This is a genomic window from Enterobacter cloacae (assembly GCF_011078175.1).
Classification (GTDB): domain Bacteria; phylum Pseudomonadota; class Gammaproteobacteria; order Enterobacterales; family Enterobacteriaceae; genus Enterobacter; species Enterobacter cloacae_Q.
Window position 1 is genome coordinate 325,026 of the sequence record NZ_JAALCJ010000006.1, and the last position, 18,196, is coordinate 343,221.

At 57.0% G+C, this 18,196-nt stretch carries 16 protein-coding genes and 1 pseudogene; 9 read left to right on the plus strand and 8 right to left on the minus strand.

Annotation, left to right across the window (positions count from 1 at the left end):
• Positions 1–13 precede the first annotated feature (13 nt).
• Positions 14–673 (plus strand): DedA family general envelope maintenance protein YghB, encoded by a 660-nt coding sequence (yghB, locus tag G6Q29_RS15435; RefSeq protein WP_015571869.1) that lies wholly within the window; start codon positions 14–16, stop codon positions 671–673.
• A gap of 45 nt (positions 674–718) precedes the next feature.
• Here yghB and G6Q29_RS15440 read toward each other — a convergent pair whose 3' ends face one another.
• Positions 719–1,618 (minus strand): AraC family transcriptional regulator, encoded by a 900-nt coding sequence (locus tag G6Q29_RS15440; RefSeq protein ID WP_165466302.1) that lies wholly within the window; start codon positions 1,616–1,618, stop codon positions 719–721.
• Between the two features lie 195 nt (positions 1,619–1,813).
• On the opposite strand from G6Q29_RS15440, the gene yqhD reads away from it, so the two are divergent.
• Together yqhD and dkgA are read left to right on the plus strand one after the other, a co-directional pair.
• The gene (yqhD, locus tag G6Q29_RS15445) at positions 1,814–2,977 is read left to right on the plus strand and encodes an alcohol dehydrogenase (protein WP_165466303.1); all 1,164 of its coding nucleotides are present in this window, start codon (positions 1,814–1,816) and stop codon (positions 2,975–2,977) included.
• Positions 2,978–3,082: 105 nt separating this feature from the next.
• A complete protein-coding gene (dkgA, locus tag G6Q29_RS15450; protein ID WP_003862493.1) occupies positions 3,083–3,910 on the plus strand; it encodes a 2,5-didehydrogluconate reductase DkgA in 828 nt (275 codons plus the stop codon).
• 86 nt (positions 3,911–3,996) lie between these two features.
• Here dkgA and G6Q29_RS15455 read toward each other — a convergent pair whose 3' ends face one another.
• The 5 genes from G6Q29_RS15455 to G6Q29_RS15475 form a co-directional block, all read right to left on the minus strand.
• A complete protein-coding gene (locus tag G6Q29_RS15455; RefSeq protein WP_242637222.1) occupies positions 3,997–6,171 on the minus strand; it encodes a YgiQ family radical SAM protein in 2,175 nt (724 codons plus the stop codon).
• 130 nt (positions 6,172–6,301) lie between these two features.
• On the minus strand, positions 6,302–7,714 hold the full coding sequence (gene ftsP / locus G6Q29_RS15460; protein ID WP_165466304.1) for a cell division protein FtsP: 1,413 nt from the start codon (positions 7,712–7,714) through the stop codon (positions 6,302–6,304).
• A 61-nt stretch (positions 7,715–7,775) separates the two neighbouring features.
• Positions 7,776–8,513, minus strand: coding sequence for a 1-acylglycerol-3-phosphate O-acyltransferase (gene plsC / locus G6Q29_RS15465; protein ID WP_165466305.1), 738 nt, complete (start codon positions 8,511–8,513; stop codon positions 7,776–7,778).
• Positions 8,514–8,676: 163 nt separating this feature from the next.
• Positions 8,677–10,935 carry a DNA topoisomerase IV subunit A gene (gene parC, locus G6Q29_RS15470; protein WP_165466306.1) on the minus strand — a complete coding sequence of 753 codons (2,259 nt, stop codon included), beginning with the start codon at positions 10,933–10,935 and terminating at the stop codon, positions 8,677–8,679.
• A gap of 118 nt (positions 10,936–11,053) precedes the next feature.
• A complete protein-coding gene (locus G6Q29_RS15475) occupies positions 11,054–11,455 on the minus strand; it encodes a YgiW/YdeI family stress tolerance OB fold protein (RefSeq protein ID WP_165466307.1) in 402 nt (133 codons plus the stop codon).
• Between the two features lie 139 nt (positions 11,456–11,594).
• Here G6Q29_RS15475 and qseB point away from each other — a divergent pair, with 139 nt between their 5' ends.
• The 6 genes from qseB to G6Q29_RS15505 all read left to right on the plus strand — a co-directional run bounded on the left by qseB (position 11,595) and on the right by G6Q29_RS15505 (position 15,783).
• Complete coding sequence (gene qseB / locus G6Q29_RS15480) at positions 11,595–12,254, plus strand: quorum sensing response regulator transcription factor QseB (RefSeq protein WP_165466308.1); 660 nt, start codon at positions 11,595–11,597, stop codon at positions 12,252–12,254.
• Entirely contained in the window at positions 12,251–13,600 is a 1,350-nt protein-coding gene (qseC, locus tag G6Q29_RS15485; protein ID WP_165466309.1) for a quorum sensing histidine kinase QseC, read from the plus strand. Before qseB ends, qseC begins: the two co-directional genes overlap by 4 nt.
• Positions 13,601–13,704: 104 nt before the next feature.
• Positions 13,705–14,286, plus strand: a complete 582-nt coding sequence (locus G6Q29_RS15490; RefSeq protein ID WP_015571876.1) for an NAD(P)H-dependent oxidoreductase — start codon at positions 13,705–13,707, stop codon at positions 14,284–14,286.
• A 30-nt stretch (positions 14,287–14,316) separates the two neighbouring features.
• Positions 14,317–14,631, plus strand: coding sequence for a putative quinol monooxygenase (locus tag G6Q29_RS15495; RefSeq protein WP_003862506.1), 315 nt, complete (start codon positions 14,317–14,319; stop codon positions 14,629–14,631).
• Between the two features lie 144 nt (positions 14,632–14,775).
• Entirely contained in the window at positions 14,776–15,216 is a 441-nt protein-coding gene (lysM, locus tag G6Q29_RS15500) for a peptidoglycan-binding protein LysM (RefSeq protein WP_003862507.1), read from the plus strand.
• A 39-nt stretch (positions 15,217–15,255) separates the two neighbouring features.
• On the plus strand, positions 15,256–15,783 hold the full coding sequence (locus G6Q29_RS15505) for a hypothetical protein (RefSeq protein WP_165466310.1): 528 nt from the start codon (positions 15,256–15,258) through the stop codon (positions 15,781–15,783).
• 12 nt (positions 15,784–15,795) lie between these two features.
• On the opposite strand, the gene G6Q29_RS15510 is transcribed toward G6Q29_RS15505, so the two are convergent.
• Positions 15,796–16,983, minus strand: a complete 1,188-nt coding sequence (locus G6Q29_RS15510) for a glycoside hydrolase family 88 protein (protein WP_165466311.1) — start codon at positions 16,981–16,983, stop codon at positions 15,796–15,798.
• Between the two features lie 28 nt (positions 16,984–17,011).
• Positions 17,012–18,109 (minus strand): annotated as a pseudogene (locus G6Q29_RS15515) (oligosaccharide MFS transporter); the annotation flags it as partial.
• Positions 18,110–18,196 lie beyond the last annotated feature (87 nt).

The window sequence follows — 18,196 nt, forward strand, 5'->3', positions numbered from 1 at the left end:
CACAGGAAAGTCCATGGCTGTTATTCAAAATATCATCACGGCGCTCTGGCAACACGATTTTGCCGCGCTGGCGGACCCGCATGTCGTCGGGATTGTCTATTTCGTGATGTTCGCGACGCTGTTTCTGGAAAATGGATTACTGCCAGCCTCATTTTTACCCGGTGACAGCCTGCTCCTGCTCGCAGGGGCGTTAATCGGCAAGGGTGTGATGGACTTCGCACCGACAATGGTGATCCTCACCTCTGCGGCCAGTCTCGGCTGTTGGCTGAGCTACCTGCAAGGGCGCTGGCTTGGAAATACCCGCGTGGTGAAAGGCTGGCTGGCGCAGCTGCCGCATAAATACCATCAGCGCGCGACCTGCATGTTTGACCGTCACGGCCTGCTGGCGTTACTGGCCGGGCGTTTTCTGGCGTTTGTTCGCACCCTGTTGCCTACCATGGCGGGTATTTCAGGCCTCTCTAACCGCCGCTTCCAGTTCTTCAACTGGCTGAGCGCCCTGCTCTGGGTCGGCGTGGTCACCACGCTCGGTTACGCGCTGAACATGATCCCCTTTGTTAAGCGCCATGAAGATCAGGTGATGACATTCCTGATGATCCTGCCGATTTTCCTGCTGGTTGCCGGACTGGTGGGTACCATTGCGGTGGTGATTAAGAAAAAGTATTGCAGCGCATAAACATAAGCCGGGTGGTGCTACCGCTTACCCGGCCTCCGTTTCCCCTCAGGCTCCCTGCATGGTTCTGATACGTGACGCATCTTCCCCCGGCGTGACGCCGAAGTATCGCTTAAACTCCCGACTAAACTGCGAGGCGCTTTCATACCCGACCCGCATCGCCGCGGCGCTGGCCTTCATGCCATCGTGGATCATCAGCATCCGCGCCTTATGCAGACGGTAAGTTTTAAGATACTGCAACGGCGACGTGCTGGTGACGGATTTAAAGTTATGGTGAAACGCCGAGACGCTCATATTGGCTTCCGCCGCCAGCTGGTCAACGCTGAGGTTTTCCGTGTACTGGCTCTCGATGCGCTTCAGCACGCGGCTAATCAGGCTGAAGTGCGTTTGTCGACTTACCAGCGCCAGCAGCGCCCCGCCGCCCGGCCCCAGCAGCACGTGATAAAGAATTTCACGGATAATCTGCTTGCCGAGAATACGGGCATCCAGCGGCCTTTCCATCACGTCTAACAGGCGCTCAATCGCGCAGAGGATTTCCTCCGATAAGGTCGCGGAGTTGATACCGCTTGCCGCCATCGAAGGCCGGAAAAGTTCGTCCTCTCCGATCTCCATCAGCAGCTCTTGCAACTGGAGGATATCGACGTTGACGCGGATCCCTGCCAGCGGTATCTCCTCTGTCGCGAAGGTTTCACATTCGAAGGGTAAAGGTACTGTCAGAAGCAGATATTCATTGGTGTCGTAACGGAACACACGCTCGTTGATATAGCCAATCTTATGGCCGGAAAAGAGAAAAACGATGCCAGGCTGATACATTACCGGGGTGCGTGTCCCGGGCTGGGTACCGTAGAGCAATCGAATATCCGGCAACAGATCGGCCGTATTATTTCCATTATCTATCAGTCTTTTAATCTGCGACGTTAGCTGGTGGCAGATGGCATCACGGTTCATTTTCAGTTACTCCGGGTACGGTTTCCGACGCTAGCAGTGTGCGCATTTTCTTACCATTTCTCCAGCGCGTTGTAGGAATGGGCAAGACATCGGCAGAAATGTGCATTGAGAGGACAGCGCCTGCCCGCCACAATGTGCAGCATCAGGTTGCCTTCTGCGCCACCACAATTTTTTACCCACTACAGGGAACACGCCATGAACAACTTTAATCTTCATACCCCGACCCGCATTCTGTTTGGTAAAAACGCTATTGCTGACCTGCGTGCGCAAATCCCGACGGGCGCCCGCGTCCTGATTACCTACGGCGGCGGCAGCGTAAAAAAAACCGGCGTACTGGATCAGGTTTACAGTGCTCTGGAAGGTCTGGACGTACGTGAGTTCGGCGGTATCGAGCCTAACCCGTCTTATGAAACGCTGATGAATGCGGTAAAAATCGCCCGCGACGAGCAGATCACCTTCCTGCTGGCGGTGGGCGGCGGTTCCGTGCTGGACGGCACCAAATTCATCGCGGCGGCGGCGCGTTACGCTGACGGCATCGACCCGTGGCATATTCTGGAAACGGGCGGCAGCGACATCAGCAGTGCGATCCCGATGGGCTCCGTGCTGACGCTGCCGGCCACCGGCTCTGAGTCCAACAAAGGCGCGGTTATCTCCCGTAAAACCACCGGTGACAAGCAGGCCTTTATGAACGAACACGTTCAGCCCGTGTTCGCGATCCTCGATCCGGTTTACACCTATACCCTGCCTGCGCGCCAGGTGGCGAACGGCGTGGTCGACGCCTTTGTTCACACCGTTGAGCAATACGTCACTTACCCGGTGAATGCCAAAATTCAGGATCGTTTCGCGGAAGGCATTCTGCTGACGCTGATTGAAGAAGGTCCGAAAGCGCTGAAAGAGCCTGAAAACTACGACGTGCGTGCCAACGTGATGTGGGCCGCCACCCAGGCGCTGAACGGCATGATCGGTGCTGGCGTGCCGCAGGACTGGGCTACCCACATGCTCGGCCACGAGCTGACGGCGATGCACGGCCTGGATCACGCCCAGACGCTGGCGGTGGTTCTGCCTGCGCTGTGGAACGAAAAACGTGACGCTAAACGCGCCAAACTCCTCCAGTACGCCGAACGCGTGTGGAACATTACCGACGGTTCCGACGATGCGCGTATTGATGCCGCGATTGAAGCCACCCGTCAATTCTTTGAAAGCCTGGGCGTGCCAACGCGTCTCTCTGGCTACGGCCTGGACGGCAGCTCCATCCCTGCCCTGCTGGCGAAACTGGAAGCACACGGCATGACGCAGATCGGCGAGCACGGCGACATCACTCTGGACGCCAGCCGTCGTATTTACGAAGCGGCACGCTAAGCGTTTTTAGGATCCTGACTTTCGTTTTTTGACATTTCGTCCAGACTTAATGCACATCACATCGTCGGAGGTTCCCTCCGGCGATGAGCACCTGAAGGAGGAAAAATGGCAAACCAAACCGTAATCAAGCTACAGGACGGCAACGTGATGCCCCAGCTGGGGCTAGGTGTATGGAAAGCCGGTAACGACGAGGTCGTCTCCGCCATTCATAAAGCCCTGGAAGTCGGCTATCGGTCCATCGATACCGCTGCCGCCTATAAAAACGAGGACGGCGTGGGAAAGGCACTTGCCAGCGCCGGCGTTCCCCGGGATGAGTTATTCATCACCACCAAGCTGTGGAACGACGATCAAAAGCGTCCCCGCGAAGCGTTGCAGGAGAGCCTGGAGAAACTCCAGCTCGATTTTGTCGATCTTTATCTGATGCACTGGCCGGTTCCGGCTATCGACCATTACGTTGATGCCTGGAAAGGGATGATTGAGCTGCAAAAAGAGGGGCTGATAAAAAGCATCGGCGTCTGTAATTTCCAGGTTCATCACCTGCAACGCCTGATTGATGAAACGGGCGTCGCGCCGGTGATTAACCAGATTGAGCTTCACCCGCTCATGCAGCAGCGCCAGCTTCATTCATGGAACGCCACGCACAAGATCCAGACCGAATCCTGGAGCCCGCTGGCCCAGGGCGGCGAAGGGGTGTTTGACCAGAAAATCATCCGTGAACTGGCGGATAAGTACGGTAAAACCCCGGCGCAGATCGTCATTCGCTGGCATCTGGATAGCGGTCTGGTGGTGATCCCGAAATCGGTCACGCCATCGCGTATCGCCGAGAACTTCGACGTCTGGGATTTCCGCCTGGATAAAGACGAGCTGGGTGAAATTGCGAAGCTGGATCAGGGCAAGCGGCTTGGGCCAGACCCGGATCAGTTTGGCGGGTAATCCCCTCACCCTGCCCTCTCCCCGTAGGGGAGAGGGTTAGACCTGTAGGCCCGGTAAGCGCAGCGCCACCGGGCATTGTTACAGGTTTAACCGGTCTTACGTTTTACGTTCTTCTTCGTTCCCGCACCACCGTTCGAACGCTGATGCACAATCGGCGTGTGCTTGGTCAGCGCCGGGCGCGTGTTGCGGTTCTGGCGGCGCGCTTCGCGCATCTCTTCCAGCGTTGGCGCAGGCACCAGGCAATCACGACGCGAGCCAATCAGGTGCTTTTTCCCCATATCTTCCAGCGCCTGACGGATCAGCGGCCAGTTTTTCGGATCGTGATAGCGCAGCAGCGCTTTGTGCAGACGGCGCTGTTTATCCCCTTTCGGCACCACCACGTCTTCGCTCTTATAACCAATCTTACTCAGCGGGTTTTTGCCGGTGTAATACATGGTTGTCGAGTTGGCGAGCGGCGACGGGTAGAAGTTCTGCACCTGATCCAGACGGAATCGACGCTGCTTCAGCCACAGCGCCAGGTTCACCATGTCTTCATCACGGGTTCCGGGGTGTGCGGAGATGAAATAGGGGATCAGATACTGCTCTTTCCCCGCCTGTTTTGAGAAGGTGTCAAACAGCTGTTTAAAGCGATCGTAGCTGCCCATGCCCGGCTTCATCATTTTGGACAGCGGGCCTTCCTCGGTGTGCTCCGGGGCGATCTTCAGATAACCGCCAACGTGGTGCGTCGCCAGCTCTTTGATGTAGCGCGGATCTTCCACCGCAATGTCGTAACGCACGCCGGAGGCTATCAGGATCTTCTTGATGCCTTTCAGGTCACGGGCGCGACGGTAGAGGTTGATCGTCGGCTCGTGGTTGGTGTCCATGTGCTCGCAAATGCTCGGATAGACGCAGGAGAGACGACGACAGGTCTGCTCCGCACGCGGTGATTTACAGCGCAGCATATACATGTTGGCCGTCGGGCCACCCAGATCGGAAATCACGCCGGTAAAGCCCGGCACTGTGTCGCGAATCGCTTCGATCTCGTTAACAATCGACTCTTCGGAACGGCTCTGAATAATACGGCCTTCATGTTCGGTGATCGAACAGAAGGAGCACCCACCGAAGCAGCCGCGCATGATATTGACTGAGAAACGGATCATCTCGTACGCCGGAATGCGGCTATTGCCATATGACGGATGCGGTACGCGCTTGTACGGCAGGGCAAAGACACTGTCCATCTCTTCGGTAGAGAGCGGGATCGCTGGCGGGTTTACCCAGATATAGCGTTCACCGTGCTTTTGCATGAGCGCTCGCGCGCAGCCGGGGTTGGTTTCATGGTGCAAAATGCGCGACGCGTGGGCGTAGAGCACTTTATCGCTTTTTACTTTTTCATAGGACGGTAGCAGCACATAGGTTTTTTCCCACGGCTTCGGACGCGGCGGCTGCACCACCACGGCCCTGGCTTCCGCTTTCTTCGGCTCAACCGGTTTGTTATCCGCGCACGGTAGATCGTCACCGTACGGATGCGGAATAGGGTCGATTTTGCCCGGCATATCGATAATGCGGGAATCCACCCCGCTCCAGCCCGGCAGCGCCTCTTTCACCATGATTGCAGTGTTGCGCACGTCGCGGATCTCATTGACCGGTTCGCCCTGGGCCAGTCGATGTGCCACTTCCACCAGAGGGCGCTCGCCATTGCCGAAGATCAGCATGTCGGCTTTCGAATCTACCAGCACCGAACGGCGCACGGTGTCAGACCAGTAATCGTAGTGCGCGGTACGGCGCAGGCTCGCCTCGATGCCGCCCAGGATCACCGGCACGTCTTTCCATGCTTCTTTGCATCGCTGGGTGTAGACGAGGGTCGCGCGATCGGGACGTTTACCTGCCACGTTGTCGGCCGTGTAGGCGTCGTCATGGCGCAGTTTACGGTCGGCGGTATAACGGTTGATCATCGAGTCCATGTTGCCCGCGGTCACGCCGAAGAACAGGTTAGGCTTGCCCAGACGCATAAAGTCGTCTTTGCTGTTCCAGTCAGGCTGGGAGATGATCCCCACGCGGAAGCCCTGGGCTTCAAGCATACGGCCACAGATCGCCATGCCAAAGCTCGGGTGATCGACATACGCATCGCCCGTTACGAGAATGATATCGCAGCTGTCCCAGCCCAGTTGATCCATCTCTTCCCGGGACATCGGCAGGAACGGCGCCGGCCCAAAGCAGGCTGCCCAGTACTGGGGCCAGGAGAAGAGGTCACGATCCGGCTGGATCAGGGAAATAGCGCTCATAATGCTTCCGAAGAAAAAATAGACAAAAGGAGCGGGATTATACGCTGGTTTATCGGGGGAAATGAAGGGGTATTGTGCGGGCTGTTGCCCTCACCCCAACCCTCTCCCACAGGGAGAGGGAGAAAGCGTTTTACGGCGCCGGATTCACCAGCATCTGCCCTACCGATCCCCTGTCCATCATCTCCAGCGTCTGGCTGTGGAAAAGGAACGGGAAGTGCGGCCAGGAAGGCTGGCCGTAGTAGACGAGCAGTTCAACCTGGCCATCCACCCAGACGGTATCTTTCCAGCCCCTGTCTTCCGGGAACGGCATCGCCCCGTTAACGTTGCGGATCAGGAATGACACCCCTTCAATATGGAACGACTGCGGCATCTCCGAGCGGACGATCCAGCGCTCCCAGGTTCCCTGCTGGGCGGTGATATCAATGCGGTTAACGTCCCACAGCGCGCCGTTGATGCCCGGATCGTCGCCCAGGCTGATATCGCGGCTGCGCACTGCCGGTCCGGTCACAATCTCCTGCGGCAGCAGGCGCATCGGCAGGCTGTCGGTCACCAGCGGCAACAGGCCGGTCGGGCGCAGCGTCAGCACCAGCGTGGAGACCAGAACACTCGACGGTTCAAAAAAGCCGCGAATGCGGTCAACAATGCTTGCCGCTTCGCCACAAGTCACGGACACCTCATCTCCGTTGGTCATATCCACGAGGATTTCACGACGTTCACCCGGCGCCAGCGCCAGCTGTTTCACCGACACCGGTGCAGGTAATAACCCCTGATCGCCTGAAATCACGTGCAGCGCGCGGCCGTCGCTCATCTGCAACTGGTAGCGGCGCGAGTTTGAAGCATTCAGCAGACGCAGGCGCACCCAGCCACGAGACACTTCGACATACGGGCTTTGCGCGCCGTTAACCAGCAGCGTATCGCCCACAAAGCCACCGCTGCCTGGCTCGCTGTACTCCGGTGTACCAAAGTTATCCAGGCGCTTGTCCTGAATAATGATCGGGAAATCATCAACCCCGTAGTGATTCGGAATCGGTAGCGTTTTGCTGACCTCATCTTCAATCAGCCACATCCCGGCCAGGCCGTTATAGACCTGCTGAGCGGTACGGTTAGGGGTGTTGGCGTGATACCACAATGTTGCCGCGCTCTGACGAATCGGGAGGACGGGTGCCCAGTCGGCATTCGGCGACATCATGCGTGCCGCACCGCCAATCAGCGGACCCGGCACCTGCAAACCACTGACGGTCATCGCGACATTTTCCGTTGTACGGTTACTGTAAATGAGCTTAACGTCATCGCCATTCCACACGCGAATGGTCGGACCAAGGTAACGTCCGTTAATGCCCCATACCTGCGCGCGCGTTCCCTGGGTAAAGGACCAGTGGCTACGCTGAAGCGTGAGGAATAGCGGCTGTCCGCGACGGGATTCAATCAACGGCGGAATAGGCAGCGGCTGTTGCTGCCCGGCGGCGCTGGCTGTCCGCGGCATCGCACCCGCACAAAGGGCGATACCCGAAGCCTGAATAAACTGACGCCGACTGAGTGACATATAAGCTCCATCTGAAACGACTAACAACGCGGGAATTCGTTTTCCCTTAAACGACACCGGGTTAAATCTTACCGGCGGCTTCTCGCTCTGCAACTTCTTTATCGAGCTGCGCAATATGCTGAGCCATGAGCTCGCGGCAGTGTGTGGCCAGCTCGCGCACCTGGTCTTTACCGTATTTAGAGGTATCCACCGGCGGCAGCATTTCGACAATCACCAGTCCGTTATTGAAACGATTAAGATTAATCTTATTCGATGTATTGGAAACGCACACGGGAATAATTGGAACGCCCGCCGCAATTGCAGCATGAAACGCACCGGTCTTGAATGGCAGCAGGCCACGACCACGGCTGCGCGTCCCCTCCGGGAACATCCAGATTGAGATCCGGCGCTTTTTAAACTGATCCACCACTTCCGCAATGGTGCCATGCGCTTTGGCGCGGTTGTTACGGTCAATCAGCAAATTACCGGTGAGCCAGTACAGCTGGCCGAAAAACGGGATCCACAGCAGGCTCTTTTTACCCACGGTTACGGTCGGCGGAAGAACAATATTTGAGGCCGTCACCATATCGTAGTTGTTCTGATGGTTAGCGATATAGATGGCGTTACCGAAATTCTCCGCCCCTTCTGGCAGACGCTTTTCAACCTTCAGGCCAAACAGCGGCGCAAGACGACCAAACATGTGACCAAACGTCGCAACATGTTTTGGGTTACGCGGGCTGAACAGGCAATAAATCGATCCGAAAATACAGACCAGAATGCAGTAAATAACGGTAAGAATGAGACGAACAATGTATAGCATAGCGACCTCTGAAGCCCTGACAGCTGACAATTATACTTCACCTGTGGCCAGGTAAGGACTTTATTACGAGCGCGTATTGTTAATCGCAACGCACGAATTAACAACGTTTTTACGGGAAATTTTATGGTAATTCCCCCTCCGAAAAGAGGGGGGATAAAACAGGTTACTCTTCGCTATCGTCGGCTTTGTTGCGCATCGGCGAATCAATCTCCACGCGGTCGATTCGCTGGAGGCCGCGCATCAGTGAGCCACGACGTCCACGCTCGCCCACCACCTTCTGCAACTCTTCCGGACGCAGTTTGATCTTACGCTTGCCGACATGAATGGTCAGGGTGCTCTGCGGCGGCAGCAGGAAGAGATGCGCGAGGCTATCTTCGCCTTTTGCCGCTTCCGCTGACGGGATACTGACGATCTTATTGCCCTTCCCTTTCGACAGCTCCGGCAGATCGCTGACCGGGAACATCAGCATACGTCCGGCAGCGGTGATCGCCAGCAGCATGTCGCTTTCGTTCTCAATGATCAGCGGCGGCATGACGCGTGCGTTATCCGGCAGGCTGATCAGCGCTTTACCGGCACGGTTACGTGACACCAGATCGTTAAAGGTACAGATAAAGCCGTAACCCGCATCCGATGCCATAAGCAGTTTTTGATCGTCCGCTTCCATCAGCATATGGTCAACCGTGGCGCCTGGCGGCAGCGTCAGCTTACCGGTCAGCGGCTCGCCCTGGCCGCGCGCAGACGGCAGCGTGATCGGATCAATGGCGTAGCTGCGGCCCGTGGAGTCGATAAATGCTACCGGCTGGTTGCTCTTGCCCTTCACCGCCGCCTTGAAGCTATCACCGGATTTGTAACTCAGGCCCGGCGCGTCAATATCGTGGCCTTTGGCGCTACGTACCCAGCCGCTCTGGGAAAGCACGATAGTCACCGGCTCGGACGGCAGCATGTCGTGCTCGTTCATCGCCTTCGCTTCTTCGCGCTCGTGCAGTGGAGATCGACGGTCATCGCCAAAGGCGTCGGCATCGGCCTGCAACTCTTTCTTCAGAAGGGTGTTCATCTTGCGCTCGGAGGCCAGGATCGCCTGAAGCTGGTCGCGCTCTTTTTCCAGCTCGTTCTGTTCACCACGGATCTTCATCTCTTCCAGTCTGGCGAGATGGCGCAGTTTCAGTTCGAGGATCGCTTCGGCCTGGGTCTCGCTGATGCCAAAGCGCGACATCAGGGCGGGCTTAGGTTCGTCCTCGGTACGAATGATCTCGATCACTTCATCAATGTTGAGGAACGCCACCAGTAAACCTTCGAGGATATGCAGGCGCTTAAGCACTTTTTCCAGGCGATGGTTCAGACGACGGCGCACCGTATCGCGGCGGAAGGCCAGCCATTCGGTGAGGATCTCCAGCAGGTTTTTCACCGCCGGACGACCGTCCAGACCAATCATATTCAGATTGATGCGGTAGCTCTTTTCCAGATCGGTGGTGGCGAACAGGTGGTTCATCACCTGCTCCATGTCCACGCGATTAGAGCGCGGCACAATCACCAGACGGGTCGGGTTTTCGTGGTCCGATTCGTCGCGCAGGTCGTCCACCATCGGCAGCTTTTTATTGCGCATCTGGGAGGCGATCTGCTCCAGCACTTTGGCGCCGGACACCTGGTGCGGCAGCGCGGTGATCACCACGGCCCCATCTTCTTTGGTCCATACCGCGCGCATGCGTACGGAGCCGCGGCCGTTCTGGTAGATTTTGCGGATTTCCGCACGCGAGGTGATGATTTCGGCTTCGGTCGGGTAGTCCGGCCCTTGCACGATATCCAGCAGATCGTCCAGCGAGGTTTTCGGCTGCTCAATCAGGGTGATGGCGGCTTTTGCCACTTCACGCAGGTTGTGCGGCGGAATGTCCGTCGCCATGCCCACGGCGATCCCGGTCGTGCCGTTCAGCAGGATGTTCGGCAGACGCGCAGGCAGCATTTTCGGCTCCTGCAACGTACCGTCGAAGTTTGGCACCCAGTCGACGGTCCCCTGACCCAGTTCGCCCAGCAGCACTTCGGCATATTTAGACAGACGGGATTCGGTATAACGCATTGCCGCGAAGGATTTCGGATCGTCCGGCGCCCCCCAGTTCCCCTGGCCATCCACCAGCGGATAGCGATAAGAGAACGGCTGGGCCATCAGCACCATCGCTTCATAGCAGGCGCTGTCGCCGTGCGGATGGTATTTACCCAGCACGTCACCGACGGTACGGGCGGATTTCTTGAACTTGGCGGTGGCATTCAACCCCAGTTCGGACATCGCATACACGATGCGGCGCTGAACGGGCTTCAGGCCATCCCCGATAAACGGCAACGCCCTGTCCATGATGACGTACATGGAGTAGTTCAGGTAGGCGTTTTCCGTGAATTCATGTAGCGCGAGGCGCTCTGCCATATCGCTCATTACGTGTGATTCCTCAACTCAGAAACCGATGGGTTTCAGGCAATATTGCCGCAGATACTACCCTATCTGGCGAGTTGAGTCACAAAGAAAAAGGGCCGCATAAGCGGCCCTTTCCGGGTTATTTGTTCAGCTTGATAACCTGCTTCACGTCGATTTCAAACTCGTTCCAGTCTTTATCGACTTTACCCTGGATTTCCAACTTATCCTGCGGGGTCGCGGTGACGCCGTTCCAGCGCTTGTGGTCGATTTCGACAACGACCGTACCGGTCTCATCGCGGAAGGTGTAGCGGTCATCGGACAGGCGCTCGGTAATGTTTCCGCGCAGCTTCACCCAGCTGTCGTCTTTCATCTCTTTAACCTTCACCGCGGTGGTGAGGTTGGCGTTATTATCTACAAAGCCACCCTGCTGGGTTTGCAGATGAGGTTCGTCGGCAGATGGGCCGTGAAAGCCACCCTGCGCAGCAAAAACGGGTGCAGTAGTCATCATCATGATGGCAGCAAGTGCAGCGAATTTTTTCATCTTAATCTCTCCCTTTAATGTGGTTTCGCAGTCCATTAAACAGGGTAATCCTTAACAACTTCTTAAGGGAAAAATTTATTTATTTTTGCTGTACAGCAGGCGTTTGCAGAAGGTTTACTGACGGCATCAAGGAGGAAATATGCGCATTTTACTGGTAGAAGACGACAAGCTCATTGGCGATGGCCTCAAAGCGGGCTTAAGCAAAATGGGTTTTAGCGTAGACTGGTTTACCGACGGGAAAACCGGGCAGGCGGCCCTTTACACCGCGCCGTATGATGCCGTAGTGCTTGACCTGACGCTGCCGGAAATCGACGGGCTTGAGATCCTGCGCGCCTGGCGCGAAAGCGGAAAGAGCGAACCGGTGCTGATCCTGACCGCGCGGGATGCGCTAAATCAGCGCGTCGAAGGGTTACGCCTGGGGGCGGATGATTATCTGTGCAAGCCGTTCGCGCTGATTGAAGTGGCGGCCCGCCTCGACGCGCTGGTGCGCCGCAGCCACGGGCAAGCGCGCAGCGAGCTGCGTCACGGCAAGGTCACGCTCGATCCGGCAAGCCGTGTCGCCACGCTGGAGGGCGAAACGCTGGTGCTCAAACCCAAAGAGTTCGCCCTGCTGGAACTGCTGATGCGCAACGCGGGCCGCGTGCTGCCGCGCAAGGTCATCGAAGAGAAACTCTACAACTGGGACGATGACGTCTCCAGCAACGCCGTCGAAGTCCACGTTCATCATTTACGCCGCAAGCTCGGCAGCGAATTTATCCGCACCGTTCACGGCATCGGTTATACCCTGGATGACGCATGAAACTGACCCAACGCCTGAGCCTGAAGCTGCGCCTGACGCTCCTCTTTTTGCTGCTGTCCCTGGCGGCCTGGTTTGCCGCAAGCGTGGTGGCCTGGCACCAGACGACCGACAAGCTCGATAAGCTGTTCGATACCCAGCAGATGCTGTTTGCCAAACGGCTGCTGACGATGGACGTGGACGAACTCCGCGCCCCGGAACGCATGCGCGAGGTGCCCAAAAAAGCCAAACACGGCCATCTTGACGACGATGCGCTGGCCTTCGCGATCTTTACCGCCGACGGCAGTATGGTGCTTAACGACGGTGAAAACGGGCGCGACATACCTTACCTTTACCGCCGGGACGGGTTTGATGACGGTCGGTTACAGGATGACAGCGACGAATGGCGTTTCCTGTGGCTGACTTCTCCGGACGGGAAATACCGCGTGGTGGTTGGCCAGGAGTGGGAGTACCGACAGGATATGGCGCTGGACGTGGTCAGCTCGCAGCTGATGCCGTGGCTGGTGGCGCTGCCCGTCATGCTTTTGTTGCTGATTGTTCTGCTGAGCCGGGAACTGAAACCGCTGAAAAATCTGGCGCGGACCCTGCGCTCGCGCTCGCCGGATGCGACCGACACGTTGCCCACCCACGGCGTGCCGACGGAGGTTCGCCCGCTGCTTGATGCGCTTAACCATCTTTTCGCCCGTACGCAGGAGATGATGGCCCGCGAGCGCCGCTTCACCTCGGATGCCGCCCATGAGTTGCGCAGCCCGCTGGCCGCGCTGAAGGTGCAAACCGACGTGGCGCAGCTTTCCTTTGACGATCCCGGGGCGCAGTCTAAAGCGCTGGGGCAGCTGCATGCGGGCATCGACCGCGCCTCCCGGCTGGTGGACCAGCTTCTCACCCTGTCGCGCCTGGATTCACTGGATAATCTTGATGACGTCGAACCCGTGATGATGGCCGATTTGCTGCAATCCGCGGTGCTGGATATCTGGCATCCGGCGCAGCAGGCGGGCATTGATATTCGGCTCAACATCAACGCGCCCGAGGTGATGCGTCACGGACAGCCGCTACTGCTGAGCCTTCTGGCGCGTAACCTGCTGGACAACGCCGTTCGTTACAGCCCGCGCGGCAGCGTGGTGGACGTGACGCTGAATACCCAACGCTTTACGGTGCGCGACAACGGCCCAGGCATTTCATCCGATGCGCTGGCGCGTCTCGGCGAGCGCTTTTATCGTCCACCGGGCCAGGACGCCACCGGCAGCGGTCTGGGGTTGTCTATCGTCAAGCGTATCGCGGCGTTACACGAGATGCGCGTTTCGCTGGGCAATGCGCCGGAAGGGGGCTTTGAGGTGACCGTCAGCTGGTAGCCATTATTGCGCTGAGCGCAAAAGACTTTGCACATTTTGCTTATTTTTCCGCTCCGTCCTCGCGCGTAGAATACCCGGCATACTCTCAGCATCGAGGACAAATAATGAGCAATATTCTGATTATCAACGGCGCGAAAGAATTTGCGCACTCTAAAGGCCAGCTCAATGACACCCTGACCGAGGTCGCGGATGGTTTCCTGCGCGACGCCGGACATGATGTTAAGGTCGTGCGCGCGGACAGCGATTACGACGTGAAGGCCGAAGTGCAGAACTTCCTGTGGGCCGACGTGGTTATCTGGCAGATGCCGGGCTGGTGGATGGGCGCACCGTGGACCGTGAAAAAATACATGGACGATGTGTTTACCGAAGGTCACGGTTCGCTGTATGCCAGCGACGGCCGCACCCGCTCAGACGCGTCTAAAAAATACGGTTCCGGCGGCCTGATTCAGGGCAAGAAATACATGCTCTCCCTGACCTGGAATGCCCCGCTTGAAGCGTTCACTGAGCAAGATCAGTTCTTCGAAGGCGTGGGCGTAGACGGCGCGTATCTGCCGTTCCACAAGGCGAATCAGTTCCTGGGTATGGAGCCGCTGCCGACCTTTATCGTCAACGACGTAATTAAAATGCCGGACGTCCCGCGCTATATCGCAGAATATCGCAAGCATCTCGCGGAAATTTTTGCTTAACTGGTAGCCTGGAATTAGAAGGAGTTAATTATGCTTACCGTTATTGCTGAAATCCGTACGCGTCCTGGCCAACATCACCGCCAGGCGGTACTGGATGAGTTCGCGAAGATCATCCCCACCGTACTGAAAGAAGAAGGCTGCCACGGCTACGCGCCGATGGTGGACGCCGCCACCAGCGCAAGCTTCCAGGCGACCGCGCCAGACTCAATCATCATGGTTGAGCAGTGGGAAACCGTCGCACACCTTGAAGCGCATTTGCAGACTGCGCATATGAAAGCGTGGAGCGACGCGGTGAAAGGGGACGTTCTGGAAACCCACATCCGTATTCTGGAACAAGGGGTTTAAGTTTCCCCTCACCCCAACCCTCTCCCCAAGGGAGAGGGAGAACAGCGCCAGGCCCGGTAAGCGTTAACGTCACCGGGCTTTTTTTATCACCTTAACACTCAACTGCTATGCTTATTCTGACTTCATGTTTAACAGGAGGATGGAATGGGACTTTTTAACTTCGTAAAAGAAGCAGGCGAAAAGCTGTGGGATAACCTGACCGATCATAAGGGTCAGAGCGATAAAATCACCGAGCACCTCAAGAAACTCAACATTCCCGGTTCCGATAAGGTTCAGGTTAACGTCACCGATGGCAAGGCCAGCGTAACGGGCGACGGGCTAACGCAGGAGCAGAAAGAAAAAATCCAGGTCGCCGTCGGCAACATCGCTGGCGTCAGCGAAGTGGAAAACAATATCACCGCGACAGACGCTAAAGATGAAGCCACCTACTATACGGTGAAATCCGGCGATACCCTGAGCGCCATCTCTAAAACCGTGTACGGCGATGCCAACCAGTACAACAAGATTTTTGAGGCTAACCGCCCAATGCTCTCCAGCCCGGATAAAATCTATCCCGGCCAGACGCTGCGTATTCCTAAGGCATAACGTCTGAGGCTATTGGTTCACGTCGCGCAGAGGAACAGCATGAAAATCGCTTGTCTTGGCTGGGGCTCGTTAATCTGGAAAAGCGGCGCGCTACCGGTAGCCGGTGAGTGGCAAACCGACGGGCCATCACTGCCCGTCGAGTTCTGCCGCGTCAGCGATGGCGGCGAACTGGCGACCGCCATCTGCATGAACGCGCCCGCCCTGCCTGTGCTTTGGGTATGGCTGAATGCGACTTCGCTGAGCGTGGCCACTCAGGCCCTGCGCGAGCGGGAGGCCATTCCTGACGATCGTTGCGATGGTATCGGCTCGCTGCTGATAGCCGGACGCAACATGGGAGCGATCTCGACATGGGCGAGGGAGAGAGGAATTGAGGCGCTCATCTGGACCGGGCTTCCGCCGAGAAGCGCGTCGCAGGAAGGCAGGGTTCCTGCCGTGGACGAGGCCATCGCTTATCTCGACAGCCTCAGCGGACAGACCCGCAGCCATGCGCGGGACTATATTTGCCGCGTGCCTGCCCAGCTTGATACGCCCTACCGGCGCGCCATTAAAGAGGTGCTTGGGTGGTGATACCGCTGCCCGTTACCAGTACAGTTTCCAGCTCTGCGTAAAACGCACCAGCGCCTCAACGTAGAAATAATCGCCCCAGCTCGCGCACTCATCCACGCCTTTATTGCTCGCCAGGTGATACACCGAGTGCTTAAGCAGCCCGTTGCCCTTCTCTTCTTTGCCCATCAGATAGTGCTTTGTCAGGGAGGACATAATCCCTTTCGCCCATTCGAGGTAACGTTCGCGATCCGGATCTGTGACCGGCAGATGTTTCACCAGCTCCAGCAGCCCGCACACCGCGATTGCCGCCGAGGAAGAATCACGCAGTGCGTCGGTACCCACCAGCGCCAGATCCCAGTGGCACACGTAGTCTTCCGGCAGGCGATTGAGGAAGTAGTTCGCCAGCCGTTTCGACAGGGCAATCATCGTTTCATCGCCGGTATAGATATAGCTCAGCAGGAAGCCGTAAATCCCCCACGCCTGCCCGCGCGACCAGCAGGAGTCGTCGGCATATCCCTGCTGGGTGTTGCCGTAGCGCGGCGCGCCGGTTACCACATCCATATAGTAGGTGTGGAAGGTGGAGGCATCGTCACGAATGAGGTACGTCGCGGCCTGCATGACGTGCGCTTTTGCGGCGTCGGCAAAGCGCGGATCGCCCGTCTGCTCCGTTGCCCAGTAGAGCAGCGGCAGGTTCATGTTGCAGTCGATGATCATCCGCCCGGCCTGCTCCGGATCGGAGAGATCGCCCCACGCCTGGATGATTTTCGCCTTCTCGTGGAAGCGTTCCAGCAGGGCTTCCGCCGCCAGCAGCGAGAAGCCGCGCGCCTCGCGGTTTCCGGTCAGCCGCCACGCGGCTACGCAGGAGAGCGTGTAGAGGAAGCCTAAATCGTGGGTGTTGGTGTCATTGCGCCCGGCGATGCGCAGGCCAAACGAGCGCACGTGTTTTTCCGCCATTACGCGGAATTTTTCCTCGCCGCTCATCTCCCACGCCAGCCACAGCTGCCCGGTCCAGAAGCTGGTGGTCCACTCCACGTTGTCAGTCAGCGGATAAAAACCGTTCCGGCAGGTTTCCGCCGGGAATTTGTCGCCGAACTCCGTTAAATGACGGCTAATCAGGTCGAGAACGTGGCCGCGCGCCGAATTCAGTTCATCGCTGAATGCGCGGGAGTCAACGGGCGCAGCGATAACAGGCAGACGTTCTTCTTTGATACGACTTAACATATTTCGGTTCCTTCTTTGACGGCGTAAATTATCGTGTTGACGTTTCTGCTACGTTCAGCGCCCGAGACCCGCGCCATTTGCTCTGGCAGGCGGATAACGTAAAAGCTGAAATAAGGGTAAAGGTCAGCGCCGTTGCGCCCATGATGATATAGGTGTGCTCAAAGCCAATACGGTCATACATATAGCCGGCAGGGGAAGAGACCACCACGTTGCCCACGTAGAGCATCGCCTGGTAGCCGAGTAAATACATGGTGGCATTGACGCGCTTGTCGAAATGCTCGGCGATATATTTAAATACCGACACCAGCAGGAGACAAATTTCCAGACCGTACAGCGGCTTAAGCACTGAAATTAACAGGTGTGAATCACACATGCCGGAAATAATCAGACGCGCCCCGACCACCAGCCCGACAATTAACAGACCGCGCTTGGCGCCAATAACGTTCACAAACAGCGGGACCACCATATACATGACAAATTCCATGCCCGACTGTACGGTTCCGAGATAGCCGAATACGGCGTTGCCCTCATGAATATCATCGAAGAAGGTGACGAAATAGCGCGAGAACTGCTGCTCGGCGATAAACATCATCCATGCCACGCCCGCCACGTACAGGCAGAAGGCCCAGAATTTGCGGTTACGCAGCAGCGCGTAAACGTCTGACGGGGCGATTTTCTCTTTCGTCAGCACCTCGCCTGCGTGTTCGGAGTTAGTGTTCACTTTCAGGCTCAGCAGGACAATCAGCATCACCACCGACGCCACGCTGCCGAGAATAAAGTTATACGCCGGTGAGAGGTTGAACAGCAGGCCGGAGAAAGAGGACGCCACCGCCCAGCCGAGCGATCCCCACATACGTATCTGCCCGAACTCCATGCCGTTTAAGCGGCTAAAGCGGTCAGAATACGATTCACACGCCGCCACGCCCGCGTACCAGGCAAAGCTTAAATAGAGCGCACCGATAATAATCCCCAGCAGGGTATTAGACATTAACAGCGGCTGGTAAACATAAATAAAGAATGGCGCCATCAGGGCCGACATGATCACCACAAAATAGAGCAGATATTTGCTCATGCCGATCTTATCGAGAATATAGCCGTAGATCGGCTTGAGAATAACGGAATCTATGGTCACTCCCGTTTTTGCAACACCGATTTTGACGACAAGTTGGCTTGCTTGAATCTATCCGGCGTCTGAATGGGATTTTATTCCCGC

Excerpts from the sequence above, each read along its gene's own strand:
- yghB (WP_015571869.1), top strand. The coding sequence starts at position 14 with ATGGCTGTTATTCAAAATATCATCACGGCGCTCTGGCAACACGATTTT.
- G6Q29_RS15440 (WP_165466302.1), bottom strand. The coding sequence starts at position 1,618 with ATGAACCGTGATGCCATCTGCCACCAGCTAACGTCGCAGATTAAAAGA.
- yqhD (WP_165466303.1), top strand. The coding sequence starts at position 1,814 with ATGAACAACTTTAATCTTCATACCCCGACCCGCATTCTGTTTGGTAAA.
- dkgA (WP_003862493.1), top strand. The coding sequence starts at position 3,083 with ATGGCAAACCAAACCGTAATCAAGCTACAGGACGGCAACGTGATGCCC.
- G6Q29_RS15455 (WP_242637222.1), bottom strand. The coding sequence starts at position 6,171 with ATGAGCGCTATTTCCCTGATCCAGCCGGATCGTGACCTCTTCTCCTGG.
- ftsP (WP_165466304.1), bottom strand. The coding sequence starts at position 7,714 with ATGTCACTCAGTCGGCGTCAGTTTATTCAGGCTTCGGGTATCGCCCTT.
- plsC (WP_165466305.1), bottom strand. The coding sequence starts at position 8,513 with ATGCTATACATTGTTCGTCTCATTCTTACCGTTATTTACTGCATTCTG.
- parC (WP_165466306.1), bottom strand. The coding sequence starts at position 10,935 with ATGAGCGATATGGCAGAGCGCCTCGCGCTACATGAATTCACGGAAAAC.
- G6Q29_RS15475 (WP_165466307.1), bottom strand. The coding sequence starts at position 11,455 with ATGAAAAAATTCGCTGCACTTGCTGCCATCATGATGATGACTACTGCA.
- qseB (WP_165466308.1), top strand. The coding sequence starts at position 11,595 with ATGCGCATTTTACTGGTAGAAGACGACAAGCTCATTGGCGATGGCCTC.
- qseC (WP_165466309.1), top strand. The coding sequence starts at position 12,251 with ATGAAACTGACCCAACGCCTGAGCCTGAAGCTGCGCCTGACGCTCCTC.
- G6Q29_RS15490 (WP_015571876.1), top strand. The coding sequence starts at position 13,705 with ATGAGCAATATTCTGATTATCAACGGCGCGAAAGAATTTGCGCACTCT.
- G6Q29_RS15495 (WP_003862506.1), top strand. The coding sequence starts at position 14,317 with ATGCTTACCGTTATTGCTGAAATCCGTACGCGTCCTGGCCAACATCAC.
- lysM (WP_003862507.1), top strand. The coding sequence starts at position 14,776 with ATGGGACTTTTTAACTTCGTAAAAGAAGCAGGCGAAAAGCTGTGGGAT.
- G6Q29_RS15505 (WP_165466310.1), top strand. The coding sequence starts at position 15,256 with ATGAAAATCGCTTGTCTTGGCTGGGGCTCGTTAATCTGGAAAAGCGGC.
- G6Q29_RS15510 (WP_165466311.1), bottom strand. The coding sequence starts at position 16,983 with ATGTTAAGTCGTATCAAAGAAGAACGTCTGCCTGTTATCGCTGCGCCC.